This window comes from Nocardioides pakistanensis (genome assembly GCF_054781215.1).
On record NZ_BAAGUV010000060.1, the window covers coordinates 22,563 to 43,310 of the forward strand.

Below are 20,748 nucleotides of genomic sequence, written 5' to 3' on the forward strand. Positions count from 1 at the left end.
CGGCCGGCGACTGCTCCGGAGACCGGTACGACGCGGCTCAGCGCGGCCCGTCAGGAGCGACGAGGTCGCCGATCTCCTGGGTGGCGAACCACCCCGGTTCGTGGTCGAGACACCGCTCCACGAGCTGAAGCGCGGTCTGGTCACCGTCCTCGGCCCGTGGCCAGGCCTCGACGGCCGCCGCCACGTCGGCCTCGGCCTCGTCGGAGTCGACGTGCACGGCGACGACGCGGCGCAGGGGCACCACCTCGTCGACCTCCACGAGGCTCGACTCGGCGCCGCCGACCGGGGTCACCGAGTCGGCCTCGGCGACCACGACGACACGCCGCGGGCGGTCCGTCTCGCCGACCAGGGCGAGGGAGTCCTGTGCGGCAGCGGTGAGAGCGGCGTACTCCCACTCCTCCTCGCCGGCGTCCGCGAAGCCGGCCCGGAGCGCCTCGGTGACAGCGTGGGCGAGCACCGGCACCGGACCGATCCCGCCGGCGACCAGGAGGTCCCGGAGCCGCCCGGTGGTGCACGGGATGTAGACCCGCGTGCTCATGTCTTGTCCCCCCTCGGGCTCTTCCGTCCGCGCGGCGCCCGCGGCCTGCTCCCACTGGCGGTGTCGACGAGCTCGGCGAGCGCCTCCTCGAGGCACTGGCCCAGGACGTCGACGTCGGGCAGCGCGTCGCGGTCGGCGTTGATGCCGAAGTACACACCGCCGTCGTAGGACGTCACGCCGATCGCCAGCGCGTGGCCGGGCAGCAACGGCTGCACCGGGTAGCTCTCCAGCATCTGGGCGCCGGCCGCGTAGAGCGGGAACTGCGGGCCCGGGACGTTGGTGACCACGAGGTCGAACCCTCGCCTGACCTGGGCAGCGGCCACCCGGGAGCCGAGAGCGTGGAACGTCGTCGGCGCGAAGCCGGCGACGTCGGCCAGTCGGTCCGCCGCCACCGCCATGCCGGTCTCCTTGTGCGCCTTGAACGCGTAGGAGACCTGGTGCAGCCGGACGACCGGGCTCGACTCACCGATCGGCAGGCTGATCAGGTGCCCGGTGACCTGGCTGCCGAGCGACGTCGGCTCCAGCTCGTGGTCGATCACGCTCATCGGCACCATCGCCCGCAGCCGGCGGCTGCCGTGCACCGGCTCCGCACGGGTCATCAGCCAGGCCCGCATGGCACCGGCGACGGTCGCCATGATCACGTCGTTGACGGTGCCGCCGTGCGCCCGGCGGACCGTGCGGTAGTCCTGCAGGTCGGTGCGGACGGTGACGAACCTGCGCTGCTCGGAGAGCTGGGCGTGGAGGGGCGTGTCCGGTGAGTGCCGGCGGTTCGAGACGACCTCGGCCGCGGACCAGGCACCGCGCCCCACGGCGCCGGCGGCTCGCCAGAGCCCGTCGACGTTGCCGCGCACGGTCTCGGCCACCGTGCCCGGGTGCAGCACCGACTCCCGCAGCGCGTCGGCGAGGAGGGCGGGCGGGCTCGGCTCCCGATCCGGACGCCAGTGGTCGCTGACCATGTCGCGAGGCCGCGGGTCGACGTCGAGCAGCACCTGGCCGAGGTCGACGGTGGAGATGCCGTCGACGAGGATCTGGTGGGACTTGGAGAGGATCGCGAAGCGGCCGTCCTCGAGGCCCTCGACGAGGTAGACCTCCCACAGCGGACGGTTCCTGTCGAGCCGGCGCGACATGATCCGGCCGGTCAGCTCCCGCAGCTGCTCCATCGACCCCGGCCGGGGCAGTGCCGAGCGGCGCACGTGGTAGGTCAGGTCGAAGTCGTCGTCGTCGACCCACACCGGGTTGGCCAACCTCCCGGGGACGGCGCGAAGCCGCTGACGGTACCGCGGCACGAACGCGATCCGGTCGGCGATCACGGCGACCAGCTTCTCGTAGTCGAAGCCCTCGAGCGACGGCTTGAAGATCTCCAAGGTGGCGTTGTGCATCGGGGCGCTCGCCGACTCCTGCGACAGGAAGGCCATGTCGGCGGGGCGCAGCCGCTCACTCATCGCTGGTTCCTTCCTGGTCGGACGGTCGGCGCACCAGGCTATCGGGCGCGCCCCGGGCCGATAGCACCCACTCGTCGGGCGTCGCAACCGCTTTGGCAAACTTGGGCCGGTCCCCCCGACTTCTGGAGGTCATGCAATGCGCCGGGCTCTTGCGGTCCTTGCCCTCTCCGCCCTGGTCCTCACCGGCTGCGCGGACACCGACGACGGCTCCACCGGCGCCGAACCATCGGCGAGCGAGTCCGGCACTCCGTCCGAGACGGCCACCACCGAGGGGTCCGCGACCCCCACGGAGGAGCCCAGCGACCAGCCGAGCGAGTCCGAGGCCATCGAGATCGAGATCGAGGGCGAGCGGATCCAGCCCAACGGCATGCGGGTCAAGGTCGGGGTCGGGGAGACGATCACCCTCGACGTCGAGTCCGACCGCGCCGCCGAGTTCCACGTGCACTCCTCCCCGGAGCAGACGCTCGAGGTCGAGCCCGGGGAGTCCACGCTGACGCTGACCATCGAGCGACCCGGTCTGGTCGACGTCGAGGAGCACGACACCGGCCTCGTCGTGCTCCAGCTCGAGGTGCGCTGACCCATGGTCTTCGCTCACGGGGTGGGCGGCGCCCAGGACCTGCCCATCCCCGCCGCCCTGGCGATCGCCGGGGCGAGCGCCGCGCTGGTCGTGTCGTTCAGCGTGCTCGCCCTCGCCTGGCGCACCCCCCGGTACGACGCGGCCACCTCGGGGCGACCGATGCCGGCCGGCGTCGCCGCCGTCGTGGACTCGCCCGTGTTCGGCTGGACGCTCCGGGCGCTGGGCTTCGCGTTCTTCCTGTACGTCGCCTGGGCGGCGTGGCAGGGACCGGACCTGCTGATCAACCCCCTCTTCGGGGTCGTCTACGTGCTGCTGTGGGTCGGCATCGTGCCGGCGTCCTTGCTGTTCGGCAGCTTCTACAAGGCGGTGAACCCGGCCCGCACGGCTCACCTGGTCCTCAGCAGGCTGATCGGCAGCGACCCGGAGGAGGGACTGGTCGCCCTCCCTCGCTGGGTCGGCTACTGGCCGGCCGCCGCCGGGCTGTTCGCCTTCGTGTGGCTCGAGCTCGTCTCCCCCGACTCGACGTACAAGGGACCGGTGGTGATCTGGTTCCTCCTCTACCTCGCGATCGTGTTCATCGGCGCCCTGGTCTTCGGCTCGCGCTGGATCGCGCAGGCCGACCCGTTCGAGGCGTACTCCACCCTGGTCGGTCACCTGTCGGTCTTCGGCCGTCGCGACGACGGGACCCTCGTGCTCCGCAGCCCGCTGGCCAACCTCGACGCGATCCGGCCCGCCCCGGGGCTCGTCGCGGTGGTAGCCGTGTTGTTCGGCAGCACCGCTTTCGACAGCTTCGGCGACTCCAACGTCTGGCTACGGTTCACCCAGAGCACGTCGCTGAACATGACCTGGGTCAACACCGGGGTGCTGCTCGGGTTCTCGCTCGTCGTGGGACTCAGCCTCACCCTCGCGACGGCGGCCGCGACCCCGAGGGAGGGCGTCCGCCGGTGGGACCTGCCGGCGCTGTTCGCGCACTCCGTCGTGCCGATCATCGTCGGCTACATGGTCGCCCACTACCTGACCTACTTCGTCGAGTCCGGCCAACAGACGCTGATCCAGCTCAGCGACCCGATGGGCGACGGCTCGAACTACCTCGGCACCGCCGACGGCGAGGTCAACTACTGGCTGTCGATGCACCCGACGTTCCTGGCGGTCACGAAGGTGCTCGCCGTGGTGGCCGGACACGTGCTCGGCGTGATCGCGGCACACGACCGCGCCGTCCGGCTGCTGCCCCGGCGCAGCCAGCTCACCGGGCAGCTGCCGCTGCTGTTCGTGATGGTCTTCTACACCGTCACCGGGCTCTACCTGCTCTTCGGCGCCTGAGCAGGCCGCCCGCTCGCGCGGGCACCGGCCCTGTCCCGTCGAGCGCGGCGGCGAGGCGGCCCATCGCGCTCGCGAGCGCCGAGTCCCCGGTCTCCCGCAGGGTCCGCCCCGAGACCAGCGCCCGGTCGGCCGCGGACGGGTCGTCGGGCAGGAAGTCGAGGCTCGCGGGCATCACGAAACCTTCCACCATCCGCCGCACGTCCTGCTCCGCCCAGCCGAGCGAGGGCCGGACCCGGTTCACGACGACTCTGGGCGGCCCGACGGGAACCGCGTCGCGAAGCTCCACCAGGCCCCGGGCCAGGCGTGCCAGGCCCACCGGGTCCGCCGAACCGACGACCAGCACCTCGTCGGCGAGCTCGAGCCCGGCCACCGTCATGTGGTTGCGTTGGGGAGACCCGCTGCCGTAGACCTGCGCCTCCTGCTCGAGGTTGAACCCGAGGTCGAGCACGACGTAGCCGCACAGCGCTCGCGCGGTCTCCACCAGAGCGTCGAACGCGGCGGGCCGGACCTCCGGCCACCGGTCCGCCCGGGGCAGCCCGGTCAGCACCCGGAGGCCGGGGGTCACGCTCCGGGCCAGGCCGGCCAGCCTCGCGGGGTCGAGCGTCCCGGCGTTGGCCGCGCGCACAGCACCGAGCAGGCCGGACACCTCGTCGAGCACGCCGAGGTGCTGCGCGACCGCGCCGCCGTAGCCGTCGGCATCGACCAGCAGCACGTCGTGACCGCGGTGCGCCAGCTCCGCGGCGACCCCCACGGCGACCGTGGTGCGACCCGGGGCCCCGGTGGGACCCCATACGGCGACGACCGTCCCGCGCTCGACGACAGGAGAAGCCTGCTCGAGCTCTGTGTCGTCGCTGTCGCTCACACCGACTGCGCCGCGGGACGAGCCGTTCGACCCAGGCTCGTCGTACACCGCCGAGGCCGCGGCGGCCGGAAGCAGCGCGGCCAGCTCGGCCACGCGCCCTTCCTCCAGCGTCGCGAAGACGCCGGGCAGCGCAGCCTGCTCCGCACCGGGCTCACGCACGACGACCACCGCCACACCCGCCCTACGGAGCAGGCTCACACTGTCGGCGTCGAGACCCGGCAGCGAGGCCGACACGAGCGCGACACTGGCCTGCCCGGTCGAGGCACTGGCCAGCAGGTCCGGCAGGTCGACGCACCGTTTGAGGAGGACTGCCCCGGCGGGTCCACCGGCGAGCAGCTGGACGGCCGCGACCTCCCACCCGGAGCCCGCGGCCGCCACCAGGACACCGGGGCGCGGCGCGAGCACGGTCAGCCCCGCCTCACGAGCACCACGACGCCCTCAGCCAGCTGGGCGAGCGCCCGGGCCAGCAGGCCGTCCTGGTCCTCCGGCACGCCCACGACCACCTGTCTCGTCGTGGCGGGACCCAGGGCACTGGCCTCCCGCGGCGCGGCGACGACACGCACCTCCTCGAGCACGCGCACGGCCTCCTCCGCCGCCCCGGCCCGTTGCGGCGGGGTGACCCAGACGTCGACCAGCTCCCCCGGGCGCAGACCTGTCGGCACGAGCTCGGAGGCCACCGACAGCGGCAGCTCAGCCAGCGAACCGCCGTCCTCGGGTGCGAGAGCGGATCTGGGAAGGAGCTCGCCGGCGCCGAGTTCACGCAGGAGCACCATCCCCTCCGGGATCGGCGCCGACGCCGGAAGGTAGCGACCCGCGGCCTCCTCGGACCCGAACCTCATCCTGGCGCTCTCCACGTCCGCCTCGCCCACGCGGCTGCCGGCCGGCAGGTCGGCACGCACGGTCCAGACGGCAACGGTGTCGTCGGCGCCGGCGACCAGCCTCGCGCCGGCGAGGACGCAGACGGCCACGATGAACAGCCCGACGAGCAGGCGCGGGTCCCGCCAGCTCCGGCGGGCGGGACGGACGGCCGTCGGACTGGGCAGCTGAGCCGCGTCGCGGGCACGCGGGCGACCCGTGTCGGTGGTCGGCGCGGCCGCCTCGGCCTGGTGGATGGATGAAGCGCGCACGGGGACATCATGGCCGCGTCGCGTGCATTCGGCCATGGTCCGTCCACAGGCAAACGGCGGCAACCACGCAGATCCCGGGTCAACCGGTGACACAATGAGGCCATGACCCACGGTGCGTCGGCTCCCCGCTTCCTCCAGCTCGCGGACGTGGCCGAGATCCTGAACACCTCGACCGCCCAGGTCTACGCTCTCGTGCGACGCGGCGAGCTGCCCGCGATCAAGATCGGCGGCCGCGGCCAGTGGCGGGTTGAGGCCTCCGAGCTCGAGGCGTTCATCCAGCGCTCCTACGAGGAGACCAGGGCCTTCGTCCGCGAGCACCCCTTCGCCGAGGCGGAGCAGGACGACCCCGCGCGGTGAGTCACCACCGCGCCCAGGCGGCGTTGACCGCGGCGAACGGCACGACCAGGGTCTCCTTCTCCCCGGCGTGACCCTCCTTCCCCGCAGCACCCACGGCCTCGATCTCGACGAAGTCCGCGCCGATCCTGCGCACCCGAGCCTCCACGTCGCCGGCACCAGCGACCCGGAGCCGTAGTCGGCGGTCGTCGCCTGCACACCGGTGCAGGGCCGATCCGAATCCCAGACGCGCGACTGCCGGGCGGGCGGCTTCCGCGACAGCCCGAGGAGACAGCCCCTCCGCCACCGCTACGGCGGCCAGTCGCACGAGGCACTCGGCCTGCACCCCCGGCGGACCGGCCTGGCCCAGCCAGCACCAGTCCGGACCGGCCTGCGCGAGGACACCCTCGAGAGCGGCGCCGTCGGTGAGCATCAGCCTGACCCGGCGGCCGAGCGATGCGTGGACCCGCGCAGACACGGTGACCGCGGCGTACTCGCTCCGGGCGCGGTCGGCCAGCTCGGCGTCGCGCTCGGTCAGCTCCAGGCCCGCGGCCTGCTGCTCGAGGTCCTCGAAGAGGTCGTGGAGCGGGATCTCCCCCATGCCCAGCACGATCACGTCTCACGGCCGGACTGTCAACGCCTGTGGATGGAGCGTTGACGTCGGCTCCAGCCGCAGGCTAGAAAAGGCAAACGCAAGCAAACACATAGATCGGCAGTCAAGCGATGGCACGTCACGCGTCCAGGATCCGGATCCCGCTGAACCGGCTGCTCCTGCTGCTCATGGTCGCTGGCGTGACCCGGCTCGCCCAGGCTCTGTGCAGCGATGCGCTGGCGAGGGCGACCGACTGGAGGCAGGGTGGGGGCAGCTGGCAGGACGTGCCAGCCGAGGTCGCCGTGCCGGCGCTGGCCGCCGTCATCCTCACCGCGTGCACCGTCTGGCTGCTCCTCATCACGGTCGCGGTGGCGGTGGAGGTCCTCACCGGACGGTCCGTCTCGGCCTTGCGGCGCCTGACACCTGAGTCGCTGCGGCGTCTCGTGACCACCGGCCTCGGCGTCGCCGTCTCCGGCGCAGCGGTGCTCGCACCAGCCTCGGCCGCACCCGAGCCCTGCCCCGGACAACCGGCGGGGCCGGCCTGCGTCAGCTCCCTCGACGGGCTGGCCCTGCCCGACCGTCCGGTCGGTCTCCTGTCGACCCCCGGGACGAAGCACCAGGTCGCGGCGCGGGCCCGCCCGGCTCCCGGGACCCACGTCGTCGAGAAGGGCGACAGCCTGTGGCGGATCGCCGCCGGGCGCCTCCCCGCCACGGCCACGACGGTCGAGGTGGACCGTGCCTGGCGCCGGCTCTACCGGGCCAACCGCGACCGGGTCGGCGACGATCCCGACCTGCTCCGCGTCGGTGTCCAGCTGCGGGTGCCGCGCCTGCTTCCCGCTTCCACCTCCGGCCGGCCCGACGGCTCAGGCCCCGCACGAGACAAGGAACAGTCATGAACGACCACACCGACGAGGACCAGGGCCGCTCCGCGCACCGACCACCGGCCGCGCCGAGGCAGTGGGCGACCGTCACCCGCCTGGGCCAGGCGCCCGCAGTGCTCGGCGACTCCGTCCCTGCAGCCGTCGACGGCGCGCTGGCCCTGCAGGACCCAGGCACGAGCGACTCCGCCGGTGGCCCACCCGAGACCCCCGAGCTACGGCTGGTCGGCGGGCGCTCCGACGAGGACGTGCAGCGCTGGGCCGCCCGGTTCGCCCAGGCCGTGGTCGAGGTGCTCGGCGGCGACCGCCCGCTCTCGCAGCTGGTCCGCTGGACCTCCCACCGCGTCTACCTCGAGCTCGGCCACCGGCTGAGCATCCTGGCCCGCACCTCCGACGCCGGGCGCCGGATGCGCACGATCCGGCCCCAGGTCCGCAGCGTGCACGTGTTCCACCCGACCCCGGTCTCCGCCGAGGTCAGTGTGCACGTCCGCCACGGGGAGCGCTCGCGGGCGATCGCCGCCCGGCTTGAGCTGGTGCGGGGCCACTGGCGCTGCACCGAGCTCCAGCTGGGCTGACCGCACCGCCCTCCGCTGCCGGCCCGGGCGCGTCCCCGGGCTGGTGCGCGGTCGCTCAGCCGTTGACGCGGGTGGTCAGGCCGGTCGGCCCCCCCGGCGCCCCGTGGCACTTCTTGAACTTCTTGCCCGAGCCGCAGGGGCAGTCGTCGTTGCGGCCGACCCCGGCGAACTCGTCGGTCGTCTCGGCCGGTGCGGCACCGGTGACCTCGGCCTCGCCGCCCTCGTCGGGCGCGGTGTAGGCGAGGTGCTTCGGGGCCTTCGGAGCCTCCAGGCCCCGGGCGACGATGTGGGGGGTCGTGCCGGCTGCGGCGGCCTGGGCCACCGCTGCGCCCTCGCCGAGTGCGGTGAGCTCGGCCGCCTCCTCCTCGCTCGGCGCCTCCTCGACCTGGACCTCCAGGTTGAACAGGTAGCCGACCGACTCCTCCTTGATGCCGTCCATCATCGCCGCGAACATGTCGAAGCCCTCACGCTGGTACTCCACGAGCGGGTCACGCTGGGAGTAGGCGCGCAGGCCGATACCCTCGCGCAGGTAGTCCATCTCGTAGAGGTGCTCTCGCCACTTGCGGTCCAGCACCGAGAGCACGACGCGGCGCTCCAGCTCGCGCATGACCTCCTCGCCGAAGGACTGCTCGCGGGCGGCGTACGCCGCCTGCGCGTCGGCCTTGAGCTCCTCGACGAGGTGCTCGCGCGACATGCCCTCACGGGAGCCGGCCTCCTGCTCGACGTCCTGCAGGCGGAGCCCGACCGGGTAGAGGGTCTTCAGCGCTGCCCACAGCGCCTCGAGGTCCCACTCGGCCGGCGCACCCTCGGTGGCGCCCATGACGTAGCCGGTGATCACGTCGTCGACCATCGTGCGGACCTGCTCGCGCAGGTCGGCACCCTCCAGCACCGCGCGCCGCTCGGCGTAGATGACCTGGCGCTGCCGGTTCATGACGTCGTCGTACTTGAGGACGTTCTTGCGGGAGTCGAAGTTCTGGGCCTCGACCTGCGCCTGCGCGGAGGCGATCGCCCCGGTGACGCGCTTGTTCTCGATCGGGACGTCGTCGGGCACCTTCAGCGTGGTCAGCACCCAGTCCACCCAGTCGGACTTGAACAGCCGCATCAGGTCGTCCTGCAGGGACAGGTAGAACCGCGACTCGCCGGGGTCGCCCTGACGCCCGGAACGACCGCGGAGCTGGTTGTCGATCCGCCGCGACTCGTGACGCTCGGTGCCGATCACGTAGAGGCCGCCGAGCTCCTTGACCTCGTCGTGCTCGGCCGCCACCTGGGCCTTGATCTTCTCGACCATGCCGGGCCAGGCGGCTTCGTACTCCTCGTTGTCCTCCAGCGGGTCGAGGCCCTGCTTGCGCAGCTCGAGGTCGGCCAGGAACTCCACGGAGCCGCCGAGCATGATGTCGGTGCCTCGGCCGGCCATGTTCGTGGCAACGGTGACCGCGCCCTTGTGACCGGCCTGCGCCACGATCTTGGCCTCGTTCTCGTGGTGCTTGGCGTTCAGCACGTTGTGCGCGATGCCGCGCTTCTTGAGCAGCTGCGACAGGTGCTCGGACTTCTCGACCGAGGTGGTGCCGACAAGGACCGGCTGGCCCTTCTTGGCGCGCTCGGCGATGTCCTCCACCACGGCGTTGAACTTGGCCTCCTCGGTGCGGTACACGAGGTCGGGCTGGTCGATGCGGGCCATCGGCTTGTTGGTCGGGATCGGCACCACGCCGAGACCGTAGATCTTGTCGAACTCCGAGGCCTCGGTCATCGCGGTGCCGGTCATCCCGCTGAGCTTCTCGTACAGCCGGAAGTAGTTCTGCAGGGTCACCGTGGCGAGGGTCTGGTACTCCTCGCGGATCTGCACGCCCTCCTTGGCCTCGATCGCCTGGTGCAGGCCCTCGTTGTAGCGGCGGCCGGCGAGCATGCGGCCGGTGTGCTCGTCGACGATGAGCACCTCGCCGTTCATCACGACGTACTCCTTGTCGTGACGGAACAGCTCCTTGGCCTTGATCGCGTTGTTCATGAACGAGATCAGCGGGGTGTTCACCGAGTCGTAGAGGTTGTCGATGCCGAGGTAGTCCTCGACCTTGGTGATGCCCGGTTCGAGCACCGAGATGGTCCGCTTCTTCTCGTCGACCTCGTAGTCGACGTCCTTGACCATCCGGCGGGCGATCTCGGCGAACTCGCCGTACCACTTCACCTCGTCCTGGGTCGGGCCGGAGATGATCAGCGGGGTGCGCGCCTCGTCGATCAAGATCGAGTCCACCTCGTCGACGATCGAGAAGAAGTGACCGCGCTGGACGCACTCCTCGATGGAGCTGGCCATGTTGTCGCGCAGGTAGTCGAAGCCGAGCTCGTTGTTGGTGCCGTAGGTGATGTCCGCGGCGTAGGCCACCCGCCGCTCGTCGGGCCGCATGTGCGGGAGGATGACGTCGGTGGTCAGGCCCAGGAAGTGGTGCACGCGGCCCATCCACTCGGCGTGGTACTTCGCGAGGTAGTCGTTGACGGTGACCACGTGGACGCCCTTGCCGGCGAGCGCGTTGAGGTACGCCGGCAGCGTCGCCACGAGGGTCTTGCCCTCACCGGTCTTCATCTCGGCGATGTTGCCCATGTGCAGCGCCGCGCCGCCCATGATCTGCACGTCGTAGTGCCGCTGCCCCAGCACGCGCCGGGCCGCCTCACGGACGGTCGCGAACGCCTCGGGCATGAGGTCGTCGAGGGTCTCGCCGTCGGCGAGCCGCTGCTTGAACAGCTCGGTCTGCCCGCGCAGCTCCTCGTCGGACATCGCGACGAAGTCATCCTCGATCGCATTCACGGCCCGGGTGATCGACTCCAGCTGGCGGATGATCTTGCCCTCACCGATGCGAAGGATCTTGTCGAGAATGGCAGGCACGAGAGTCGACTCCTGATGATGTGCGGGTTGCCCGTGACGGACTGGACATGCGACGGCCGCAGTCTGGGCCGTTGACATCCTACCTACCTCACCGAGCACCACCAGCCGAGCCGCGAGCGGTCCGCAGCTCGCTGCGCAGCGGTCCGGCGAGGTCGCCCCGCTCGCCTACCGACACCTCGTCGAGCGCCAGCCAGTCGGCGAGGCTGCCGAGCTCCTCGGCGAGCTCCGCGGCGGTCTCCGGGGGCGCGTGGGGCTCGGAGTACGCCGCGTGCACGACGAGCACCCCGGCCGCGCGGTCGGCCTTGAGGTCCACCCGGGCGACGATCCGGTCCCCGAGCAGGAACGGCAGGACGTAGTAGCCGTGCACCCGCTTGTGCTCGGGCACGTAGATCTCGATGCGGTAGTGGAAGTCGAACAGCGCCTCGGTGCGCGCGCGTTCCCACACCAGCGGGTCGAACGGGCTGAGCACCGCGCGCGCGGACACCCGCCGCGGCAGCGCCGCCGCGTGGTGCAGGTAGGCCGGGCGGTTCCACCCCTCGACACGCGCCGGGAGCAGCTCGCCGGACTCCAGCAGGGTGCCGATCGCGGGGCGGACCTGGTCGTCGCGCATCCGGAAGTAGTCGCGCAGGCAGGCCGCGGTGGCCACCCCGTGCGCGGCCGCGGCCCGCCGGACCAGCTCCACGGCAGCCTCCTCCGGTGACGGGGTGGGCGCCTCGAGGTAGCGGTGCGGGACGACCCGCTCGGGCAGGTCGTAGAGCCGCTCGAACTGCGAGGTGCGCCCGGCGACCGCCAGCTCGCCGGCGAGGAAGAGGTACTCCAGGGCCTTCTTGGTCTCCGACCAGTTCCAGCCCCAGTGCTCCCGCTTGCGAGGCAGGCCGTCGTCGAGGTCGCGGGAGGTGGCCGCCCCACGCTCGGCGATCTCGGCCATCAGCGACGACACGAGCTCCTGCCGCTCGGGCAGGCCCATCCAGGCGTGCCCCTGCTCCTTGTAGTGGTGCATCCGGTGTCGCATCACGGGCCACAGCTCCACCGGCATGAACGCCGCGACGTGCGCCCAGTACTCGACGATCCGGCGCGGCCGCTTCTCGGCAGCCCGGTGCAGCAGGTCCACGTCGTAGGGCCCCATCCGCGAGAACAGCGGCATGTAGTGCGCCCGCTGGAGCACGTTGACCGAGTCGATCTGCAGGACCGCCGTACGCGCCAGGGTGCGGTTCAGCGTCCGCATCGTCGGTACGACGTGCCGCGGGTCGCGGAAGCCCTGCGCCACGAGGGCGACCCGCCGTGCCTGGGCCCGGCTGAGCGAGACCGCCGTCCGCGGCCCGGCGCCGGATGCGTCGACCGCCGACATCAGGGGATGTCGAGCAGCTTCTCCCGCACGGCGTACATGACCGCCTCCATCCGGGAGTGCAGCTGGAGCTTCTCGAGGATGTTGCGCACGTGGTTCTTCACGGTGTTCTCGCTGATGAACAACCGCTTGGCGATCTCACGGTTGTTCAGGCCCTGGGCCACGAGCTTGAGGACCTCGAGCTCGCGGTCGGTCAGGCGCGGCGTCGGCACCTGCTGGCGGTCCGAGCGGGTCATCTGCTTGAACTCGTCGAGCAGCTTCACCGCCATCGACGGGCTGATCAGGGACTGCCCGTCGGCCACGACCCGGATCGCCTGCGCGACCTCGTCGATCGAGGAGTCCTTCAGGAGGTAGCCCGAGGCACCGTTCTTCACCGCGTCGTAGAGGTCGGCCTCCTCGTCGCTGACCGTGAGCATGATGATCTTGGCCGAGGGGGCGACGTCCTTGATCGAGACGCACGCCTCGATGCCCGAGCGCTTGGGCATCCGCACGTCCATCAAGATCACGTCGGGAACGGCCGTGGCCGCGAGCTCGGTCGCGGCCACGCCGTCTCCAGCCTCACCCACGACCTCGATGTCCTCCTCCACGCCGAGCAGCATGGTCAGCCCACGACGGAAGAGCTCCTGGTCGTCGACGACCGCGACGCGGATGGGCTCGCCTGCAGTCATGCGCTGTTGAGGTGCGGACACGCCCCGATCATGTCATGGGCCTCACGGAAGTGGGTCGAAAACTTCCAAGCAGACGCGTACGTCACGTCCCGGACACGTCGAGGGAGATCACGCCGTAGTCGTAGCCGTGCCGCCGGTAGACCACCGAGGGCCGCTCGCTCTCCTTGTCGACGAACAGGAAGAAGTCGTGCCCGACGAGCTCCATCTCGTAGAGCGCCTGGTCGAGGGTCATCGGGTCGGCCTGGTGGGTCTTCTCCCGCACCACGAGCGGCCCGTCCCCCATCACGGTGATCGGTCCGACCCGACGCTCGGTGTCTTCGGGCTCCGCGGGGGCGGTGCCGTTGGGCGCCGGTTCGATCCCCGCGAGCGCCTGCCCCACCGAGACCGGGGTACGGCGGCCACGGTGCACGCGGCGACGGTCGGCGGCCTTGCGCATCTGGCTGGCCATCTTGTCCATCGCCATGTCGAGGGCGGCCATCTTGTCCTCGGCCGCCGCCTCGGCGCGGATCACGGGGCCCTTGGTGAACGCGGTGAGCTCCACGCGCACGGCGCGGTCCTGCAGCCGGGGGTTCTGCTCCTTGTCGACCTCTACCTCGACCCTGATGATGCGTTGGTCGTGCTTCTCCAACCGGGTGAGCTTCTCCTCGGCGTGACTGCGAAACCGGTCCGACACGTCCATGTGCCTGCTCTTGACCACGATTTCCACGGCAACCTCCCGATTGTCTTGGTGACCACGTCACCAGGGGTGTCTTGACCGCCGCTCCGGCGGCCTTGAGAGATGGAGATCCGTCCGGCCGACCTGGTCTTCGACCCCACAACCGCCTGCTGAGGTGCTCGCAGCTTGTTGCCACTACTGACCTTCTCCCACCGGCGCGTCGTATCTGACGACGCGGGCGAGGCAGGACTTACTTCTAAGCCGCACCGTGATCGACGTGCGCCGGCGGTGTCGGCACCCGAGGGCACCTGCGACGGCGACGCCTTACGTGGACCGTTTCGCCTGCGACTGGCATCGGCTAGCCGACAGGTCCAGCACCCGGGCGCGAGCTCGAAAGCCGCGCTCGGCCGGATCCTGTCGGTGCAACCACGGACCCGGACGGACTCCATGACTAGACGCTAGTCGGCGGAACCGGAAAGCGGTAGTGAAGTGCCCGATTTGTCCTCCGGTGCGATCAACCGGACGCAGGTGCTCTGAACCACCTCCCGCCGACGCCGGGTGGCGGCCACCGTCGCGATCCCGCGCACCTCGACGCCGGCCACCTCGAGCGCCCGCTGCGCCTCGCGGACCGTGGCGCCGGTGGTGATCACGTCGTCGACGACCACGACGAGCGGCACCGGCCGTGCCGCGGCGGCCGTCCTGCGCACGCTGCGCCCCGCCGCCATGCTGCCGGCGAGGTTCCGGGCCCGGTCGGCCGCTCCCAGCCGGGCCTGGTCCTCGGCGGCGCGGAGCGCGCGGAGCCAGCGACCGACCCTTGCGGGAACACCCTGACGCCGCAGGGTGGCGGTCGCTGCCCTGGCCACCCGGAGCAGCGGGTCGTGGCCCCGGTCGCGGACCACCGCGCGGCGGGACGGCACCGGCACCAACAGGACCGGCGAGGCGGTGCGGCTCGAGCAGCTCGGGTGCGGGAGATGGTCGAGCACCGAGACCGCGAGCAGCTCGCCCAGTGGCCGGGCCAGCGCGAAGCGCTGCTGCTCCTTGTGCGCGTTGACCAGCACCTTGAGTGCACCGTCGTAGTCGCCGACGGCGGTCGGGCGGGCCAGCCCGGGTGGGCACGGCGAGGGCCAGGAGGTCACCGGCCGACGAGGCAGGTCGCGGCTGCAGGATGCGCAGATCGCAGCGCCGGGCCGGCCGCAGACCGCGCACGTGCTGCCGAGGACCAGGTCGAGGACGGCATCGCGCATGCGTCGAGGATCCGCCTCCGTGCGGGCGACCGCAGCCGCGGCTGGGCGGCTGTGGACCGCGCGTCCTCCCCCCCGCGCCGTGGACAAGGCCTGGTCAGCCGACGAAGGTCGGCATCAGCAGCGGCACCCGCTCGACCGCCTCGCTCCACTGCCCGTCGCCGCCGAGCTCGTAGAGCACGCCCTGGTCGGTGCCGAGGAAGATCGGTGTCCCCGGTGACGGGGCGGAGACCAGGCGGTCCGCCCTTCGGCGGAAGATCTCGGCGGTGCTCTCGACGTCGGCGAGCGCGGTCGAGCCGTCGACGAGCGCCAGGAGGACCTGCGAGGACTCAGGTGTCGGCCCGGTGAGCACGGCGAGGCTCGCCGGGCTGCGCCAGGCGAGGTCGCGGATCTCGTCCACCCCGCCCTGGGCGAGCGGCAGGTCGACGGCGCGGCTCAGCCCCTGGACCTTCCCGGCGGGACCGCGGAGCACCCGCGCGATCACCAGCCGGTCACCGCCGCGTCCGTCGACCACGGCGACGAGACGTGTGCCGTCACGTGAGACCACGAACGCCGAGACGTCCTCGCCCGTCAGGCTCGGGGCCGGCACCGGCTCGGCCGCACCGTCCAGGAGCACGCTGACCCGCGCGCCACCGGAGGTGCGGTCGACCAGCCACATCTCGTCGAAGACGGTCCAGGCCGGCTGGAGCACGTCGGTCCCGGTGTAGACGACCTGGGCCTCCTCCCCACCCGGCTCACTGCTCTCGGTGCGTCGGCGCGGCGCCAGCACCACCGACGTACCGTCCCGGCTGACCCCGGCCACCTGCTCGGCCTCCAGGTCGACGGCGATGTCGCGCAGGTCGCCGCGCGGCCCGGCGAACTGGCCGATCACGGCACCGTCGGAGCCCAGCGCCACCACCTGTCCGTCGCGCAGCCCGAACAGCTCCTGCGACGCCCAGTGGATCGAGGGGTCGTACTGCGACCACGACGACACGCTGTGGGGACTGCCCGAGCCCGGGATCTCCAGCGGGACGCCGTCGACGGTCACCTGCATCGACTCCACCCCCTCGACCTGACGCAGCGTCCAGGCGAGCTGGGCGAGCACGAGCTGCCTCTCCTCGGCGTCGAGCCGCAGGAGCTGCTCGCTGAGCCCCACCTGGGCCACGCCGTCCGGGGTGACCGGCACGGACAGGACGTACTCGGTCCCGCCGGGCACGAACGTGCGCAGGACCCCTTCGAGCCGCGGGTGCGGGCCGCGGAGCAACCGCCGGACCAACAGGGTGGCGGCCTGCTCGCCCCGCGGCTGGTAGGTGGGCTCGGGCACCAGCACCTGCGCGGTCGGGTCGAAGAAGTAGACCAGGAACTGCTGGTAGCGGGTCTCGAAGTGGGAGCGCGGGATCACCAGGGCGTCCGGCGGGTTGGTGATCCGCCACTCCCCCTCCTCGCGCACCAGCTCCAGGCGGTAGCCGAGCTCACCGCTGTCACCGACCCGTCCGAGCCAGGTGCCGCGGTCGTCGAGCTGGATCGTCTCCTCGAGGTCGACCCGGACCGCGTCCTGGTCGGCGGTGACCACCTTGGAGCCGTAGACCAGCGTCGTCTTGTCCGGGAACCAGCCGGCGCGGGCCTCGTCGGTGAGGTACTTGCGCGCGACCGCCGTGGACTGGGGAGATGCCTGCATCGAGAGCAGGAAGTCCTCGACGATGGTCAACGGCGGTGAGCCGCGGCGGGGGCCCGACGGCGTGTAGTCGAACGACCCGGAGCCCTGCTCCACCGTCTCCTGTCCGGGGCGGGTCTCCACGGCGCCCCGCTCGGGCAGGCTGACACAGCCCGCGAGCAGCGCGAGCGCGGCGGCCAGAGGCACCAGGGCGCGGGCTCTCACGACGTGCCTGCCGGCTCGTCGCTGGGCACCCGGGACGCCGACCGCGAACGGAGCGGTGCGGGCACCAGCGGCAACGGGCTCGAGGTCAGCGGGTCCCCGGCTCGGCGGGGCAGCGTGAGCCGGAACTGCGCACCGCGGCCCGGCTCCCCCCAGGCCTCGAGCCACCCACCGTGCAGGCGGGCGTCCTCGAGCGAGATGGCCAGCCCCAGGCCGGTCCCCCCGGTGGTGCGCGCTCGCGCCGGGTCGGCCCGCCAGAACCGGTTGAACACCATCTGCGCCTCGCCCTTCTTCAGCCCGACCCCGTGATCGCGCACGGCGAGGGCGGCGGCCTCGTCGGAGGCGGCGACCCTCACCTCGATGTCCTTGCCCTCGGCGTGGTCGATGGCGTTCGAGACCAGGTTGCGCACGATCCGCTCAACCCGGCGTACGTCGACCTCGGCGACGCAGGGTCGGCCGGGATCGTGCACGACCACCTGCACGCCTCGTCGCTGTGCGAGGGCGGTGGTGGACTCCGCGACCCGGTGCGCGATGTCGACGAGGTTGACGTCCTCGAGCTCCAGCTGCGCCGCGCCGGCGTCGAAGCGGCTGATCTCCAGCAGGTCGGTGAGGAGCATCTCGAACCGGTCCAGCTCCTTCTGGAGCAGCTCGGCGGAGCGGGCCGTGACGGGGTCGAACTCTGCCCGGGCGTCGTACAGCACGTCGCCGGCCATCCGGACCGTGGTGAGCGGCGTACGCAGCTCGTGCGAGACGTCGGAGACGAACCGCCGCTGCACCCGGGAGAGCTCCTCGAGCTGGCGGATCTGCTGCTGCAGGCTGGCCGCCATCTGGTTGAACGAGGTGCCGAGGCGGGCGATGTCGTCGTCGCCGCGGACCTGCATCCGCTCCTCCAGCCGGCCGGAGGCGAGCCGTTCGGCGACGCGGCGGGCCAGCCGCACCGGGGTGACCACCTGCCGGGTCACCAGCCACGCCAGCCCGCCGACCAGGAGCAGGAGCAGGCCGCCGCCGGTCAGCAGCGCTCTGCGGACCAGGCCCAGGGTCGCTGCCTCCTCCGACATCGGGAACAGGTAGTACAGCGTGTAGACCCCGCCGTCGCTGGGGACCTCGACCTGCGCGCCGGCGACCACGCCGGGCACGTCGCGCCGGCCGCTGCCAGGCTCGTACCCGATCGTGGCGTAGGTCCACGACGTGCCCGAGCTGGTCTCGACAGTGCTGCGGAGGCGCTCCGGGATGCTCTCGGTGAGGACGTCCGGAGACTTGAACGTGCCCCCGGAGCCGGCCAGGTCGGCGTCGGCGCTCCCGGGGACCGGCCCGTCCAGGACCACGTCGTAGCCCTGCACCTCCCCGCGGGCGACGATGCCGGCGACCAGCTGGGCGAGCTGGCTGCCGGAGTCGAACTCGGTGCCAGGCACCCCCTCGAGCCGGCTCTGCGCCTCGTAGGCGCCGCGGGTGGCCTCGGCGACGGAGAGGTTGGTCTTGCTCTGCACGAGACCGTCGGTGATCTGGCGCATCAGGACCCAGCCGACGAGGGTGACTACGACGGCCGAGAGCACCAGCGTCTGGACCACGACGCGGGCCTGGATCGAGCGTCGCCAGAAGGTGGCGGCCCGGCGCAGGAGCCCGACCAGTCTCATCGCCGGCTGCCTAGGAGGTGCCGGCCTTGTACCCGACACCCCTCACCGTCACGACGATCTCGGGGTTCTCCGGGTCGTGCTCGACCTTCGAGCGCAGCCGCTGCACGTGCACGTTGACCAGCCGCGTGTCCGCGGCGTGGCGGTAGCCCCAGACCTGTTCGAGGAGCACCTCGCGGGTGAACACCTGCCACGGCTTGCGGGCCAGGCACACGAGCAGGTCGAACTCCAGCGGCGTGAGCGAGATCGGCCGGCCGTCGCGGGTGACCTGGTGGCCTGCGACATCGATGGTGAGGTCGGCGATCCGCAACGTCTCCGGGCCCGAGTCGTCGTGCCGGCGGATCCGGGCCCGGATCCGCGCTACGAGCTCCTTGGGCTTGAACGGCTTGGCGACGTAGTCGTCGGCCCCGGACTCGAGGCCGACGACCACGTCGACGGTGTCGCTCTTGGCGGTCAGCATCACGATGGGTACGCCGGACTCGGCGCGGATCTCGCGGCACACGTCGATGCCGTCCTTGCCCGGCAGCATCAGGTCCAGGAGCACCACGTCGGGACGGAACTCGCGGAAGTCGCCCAGCGCCTGGTCGCCGGTGGCGCACACGCGCGGCTCGAAACCCTCGTTGCGGAGCACGATCGTGAGCATCTCGGCCAGGGCCGCGTCGTCGTCCACGACGAGGACCCGCCCCCGGCTTCCCTGCTCAGACATCAACCACCCTCCGTCCCGGCTCGTGAGTCAGTAGCGGTAGTGGTCGGACTTGTACGGACCCTCCACCGGCACGCCGAGGTAGGAGGACTGCTCCTCGGTGAGCTCGGTGAGCTTCACGCCGAGCGAGCCGAGGTGAAGCCGGGCGACCTCCTCGTCGAGGTGCTTGGGGAGGGTGTAGACGCCCACGGGGTACTCGTCGGTCTTGGTGAACAGCTCGATCTGCGCCAGCACCTGGTTGGTGAACGAGTTCGACATCACGAACGACGGGTGGCCGGTCGCGTTGCCGAGGTTCATCAGCCGGCCCTCGGACAGCACGATCACCGAGTTGCCCTCGGGGAAGGTGAACAGGTCCACCTGCGGCTTGACGGTCTTGCGGGTGATCCCGGGGAACCGCTCGAGGCCCGCCATGTCGATCTCGTTGTCGAAGTGGCCGATGTTGCCGACGATCGCCTGGTGCTTCATCCGGCGCATGTGGTCGACGGTCACGACGTCGCGGTTGCCGGTCGCGGTGATCACGATGTCGGCCACCGGGAGCACGTCCTCGAGGGTGGTGACCTGGTAGCCGTCCATCGCCGCCTGCAGCGCGCAGATCGGGTCGATCTCGGTGACCACGACGCGCGCGCCCTGGCCGCGCAGGGACTCCGCGCAGCCCTTGCCGACGTCGCCGTAGCCGCAGACCACGGCGACCTTGCCGCCGATGAGCACGTCCGTGGCGCGGTTGATGCCGTCGACGAGCGAGTGCCGGCAGCCGTACTTGTTGTCGAACTTGCTCTTGGTGACCGAGTCGTTGACGTTGATGCCCGGGAAGAGGAGCGACCCTTCCTTCATCATGTCGTAGAGCCGGTGCACGCCGGTGGTGGTCTCCTCGGTGACGCCCTTGATCGCGTTCGCGATCGGGGTCCACACGTTGCTGCCCTCGGCGAGGGTGTCGGCGAGGACCTGGAGGATGACCTTCTTCTCGGCGTTGTCGGTGGAGTCCGGGGAGTCCACGTGACCGGTCTTCTCGGCCTCGACGCCCAGGTGCACGAGCAGGGTCGCGTCGCCCCCGTCGTCGAGGATCATGTTCGCGAACTCACCGTCGGGCCAGCGCAGGATCTGCTGGGTGCACCACCAGTACTCCTCCAGCGTCTCGCCCTTCCAGGCGAACACCGGCACCCCGGCGGGGTTGTCCGGGGTCCCGTCGGGACCGACCACGACGGCAGCCGCCGCGTGGTCCTGCGTGGAGAAGATGTTGCACGACGCCCACCGCACCTCGGCGCCGAGCGCGGTGAGGGTCTCGATGAGCACGGCGGTCTGGATCGTCATGTGCAGGGAGCCTGCGATCTTCGCCCCCGCCAGCGGCTTGGAGTCGCCGTAGCGCTCGCGCATGGCCATCAGGCCCGGCATCTCGTGCTCGGCCAGGGTGATCTCGGTCCGGCCGAAGTCGGCCAGGGAGAGGTCGGCAACCTTGAAATCCATGAACATCCTCATCTCGGGGGCAACTCGTCAAGGGTACCGGCCGGGACACGTCCCGGTGGCCGGGTGTGCTGCT

Annotated in this window: 19 protein-coding genes; 5 read left to right on the forward strand and 14 right to left on the reverse strand. The window is 71.6% G+C overall.

What is annotated here, in order from left to right; all coding sequences use genetic code 11:
* Window positions 1-37: 37 nt before the first annotated feature.
* Together ACYVIH_RS18085 and ACYVIH_RS18090 are read right to left on the reverse strand one after the other, a co-directional pair.
* Complete coding sequence (locus ACYVIH_RS18085) at window positions 38-538, reverse strand: DUF6912 family protein (RefSeq protein ID WP_460870912.1); 501 nt, start codon at window positions 536-538, stop codon at window positions 38-40.
* Window positions 535-1,980: a WS/DGAT/MGAT family O-acyltransferase gene (locus ACYVIH_RS18090; protein ID WP_460870913.1), complete on the reverse strand. Its 1,446-nt coding sequence runs from the start codon at window positions 1,978-1,980 to the stop codon at window positions 535-537. Before ACYVIH_RS18090 ends, ACYVIH_RS18085 begins: the two co-directional genes overlap by 4 nt.
* A 136-nt stretch (window positions 1,981-2,116) precedes the next feature.
* On the opposite strand from ACYVIH_RS18090, the gene ACYVIH_RS18095 reads away from it, so the two are divergent.
* Both ACYVIH_RS18095 and ACYVIH_RS18100 read left to right on the forward strand, forming a co-directional pair.
* Window positions 2,117-2,557, forward strand: coding sequence for a hypothetical protein (locus ACYVIH_RS18095; protein WP_460870914.1), 441 nt, complete (start codon window positions 2,117-2,119; stop codon window positions 2,555-2,557).
* 3 nt (window positions 2,558-2,560) lie between these two features.
* The gene (locus tag ACYVIH_RS18100; RefSeq protein ID WP_460870915.1) at window positions 2,561-3,877 is read left to right on the forward strand and encodes a hypothetical protein; all 1,317 of its coding nucleotides are present in this window, start codon (window positions 2,561-2,563) and stop codon (window positions 3,875-3,877) included.
* Here the strand turns inward: ACYVIH_RS18100 and ACYVIH_RS18105 are convergent.
* Together ACYVIH_RS18105 and ACYVIH_RS18110 are read right to left on the reverse strand one after the other, a co-directional pair.
* The gene (locus ACYVIH_RS18105) at window positions 3,846-5,144 is read right to left on the reverse strand and encodes an AAA family ATPase (protein ID WP_460870916.1); all 1,299 of its coding nucleotides are present in this window, start codon (window positions 5,142-5,144) and stop codon (window positions 3,846-3,848) included. The genes ACYVIH_RS18100 and ACYVIH_RS18105 overlap by 32 nt on opposite strands.
* A gap of 2 nt (window positions 5,145-5,146) precedes the next feature.
* Window positions 5,147-5,866, reverse strand: a complete 720-nt coding sequence (locus tag ACYVIH_RS18110) for an SAF domain-containing protein (protein WP_460870917.1) — start codon at window positions 5,864-5,866, stop codon at window positions 5,147-5,149.
* A gap of 102 nt (window positions 5,867-5,968) precedes the next feature.
* On the opposite strand from ACYVIH_RS18110, the gene ACYVIH_RS18115 reads away from it, so the two are divergent.
* On the forward strand, window positions 5,969-6,223 hold the full coding sequence (locus ACYVIH_RS18115) for a helix-turn-helix domain-containing protein (protein ID WP_460870918.1): 255 nt from the start codon (window positions 5,969-5,971) through the stop codon (window positions 6,221-6,223).
* Window position 6,224: 1 nt separating this feature from the next.
* Here ACYVIH_RS18115 and ACYVIH_RS18120 read toward each other — a convergent pair whose 3' ends face one another.
* Window positions 6,225-6,800, reverse strand: coding sequence for a hypothetical protein (locus tag ACYVIH_RS18120; RefSeq protein ID WP_460870919.1), 576 nt, complete (start codon window positions 6,798-6,800; stop codon window positions 6,225-6,227).
* Between the two features lie 122 nt (window positions 6,801-6,922).
* Here ACYVIH_RS18120 and ACYVIH_RS18125 point away from each other — a divergent pair, with 122 nt between their 5' ends.
* Both ACYVIH_RS18125 and ACYVIH_RS18130 read left to right on the forward strand, forming a co-directional pair.
* Window positions 6,923-7,687 carry a LysM peptidoglycan-binding domain-containing protein gene (locus tag ACYVIH_RS18125; protein ID WP_460870920.1) on the forward strand — a complete coding sequence of 255 codons (765 nt, stop codon included), beginning with the start codon at window positions 6,923-6,925 and terminating at the stop codon, window positions 7,685-7,687.
* The gene (locus tag ACYVIH_RS18130) at window positions 7,684-8,244 is read left to right on the forward strand and encodes an Rv3235 family protein (RefSeq protein WP_460870921.1); all 561 of its coding nucleotides are present in this window, start codon (window positions 7,684-7,686) and stop codon (window positions 8,242-8,244) included. Before ACYVIH_RS18125 ends, ACYVIH_RS18130 begins: the two co-directional genes overlap by 4 nt.
* A 55-nt stretch (window positions 8,245-8,299) precedes the next feature.
* On the opposite strand, the gene secA is transcribed toward ACYVIH_RS18130, so the two are convergent.
* The 9 genes from secA to ahcY all read right to left on the reverse strand — a co-directional run bounded on the left by secA (window position 8,300) and on the right by ahcY (window position 20,681).
* Entirely contained in the window at window positions 8,300-11,116 is a 2,817-nt protein-coding gene (secA, locus tag ACYVIH_RS18135) for a preprotein translocase subunit SecA (RefSeq protein WP_460870922.1), read from the reverse strand.
* An 88-nt stretch (window positions 11,117-11,204) separates the two neighbouring features.
* Entirely contained in the window at window positions 11,205-12,464 is a 1,260-nt protein-coding gene (locus tag ACYVIH_RS18140; protein ID WP_460870923.1) for a winged helix-turn-helix domain-containing protein, read from the reverse strand.
* Window positions 12,464-13,129, reverse strand: a complete 666-nt coding sequence (locus tag ACYVIH_RS18145; protein ID WP_460870924.1) for a response regulator — start codon at window positions 13,127-13,129, stop codon at window positions 12,464-12,466. The genes ACYVIH_RS18140 and ACYVIH_RS18145 overlap by 1 nt, the downstream gene beginning before the upstream one ends.
* Window positions 13,130-13,211: 82 nt before the next feature.
* Window positions 13,212-13,835: a ribosome hibernation-promoting factor, HPF/YfiA family gene (gene hpf / locus ACYVIH_RS18150; RefSeq protein ID WP_460870925.1), complete on the reverse strand. Its 624-nt coding sequence runs from the start codon at window positions 13,833-13,835 to the stop codon at window positions 13,212-13,214.
* Window positions 13,836-14,242: 407 nt separating this feature from the next.
* A complete protein-coding gene (locus ACYVIH_RS18155) occupies window positions 14,243-15,028 on the reverse strand; it encodes a ComF family protein (protein ID WP_460870926.1) in 786 nt (261 codons plus the stop codon).
* 94 nt (window positions 15,029-15,122) lie between these two features.
* On the reverse strand, window positions 15,123-16,883 hold the full coding sequence (locus ACYVIH_RS18160; RefSeq protein ID WP_460870928.1) for an LpqB family beta-propeller domain-containing protein: 1,761 nt from the start codon (window positions 16,881-16,883) through the stop codon (window positions 15,123-15,125).
* On the reverse strand, window positions 16,880-18,514 hold the full coding sequence (gene mtrB / locus ACYVIH_RS18165) for an MtrAB system histidine kinase MtrB (protein WP_460870930.1): 1,635 nt from the start codon (window positions 18,512-18,514) through the stop codon (window positions 16,880-16,882). Before mtrB ends, ACYVIH_RS18160 begins: the two co-directional genes overlap by 4 nt.
* Before the next feature lie 10 nt (window positions 18,515-18,524).
* A complete protein-coding gene (mtrA, locus tag ACYVIH_RS18170; protein WP_460870931.1) occupies window positions 18,525-19,217 on the reverse strand; it encodes an MtrAB system response regulator MtrA in 693 nt (230 codons plus the stop codon).
* A gap of 27 nt (window positions 19,218-19,244) precedes the next feature.
* Window positions 19,245-20,681 (reverse strand): adenosylhomocysteinase, encoded by a 1,437-nt coding sequence (ahcY, locus tag ACYVIH_RS18175; protein WP_460871070.1) that lies wholly within the window; start codon window positions 20,679-20,681, stop codon window positions 19,245-19,247.
* Window positions 20,682-20,748 lie beyond the last annotated feature (67 nt).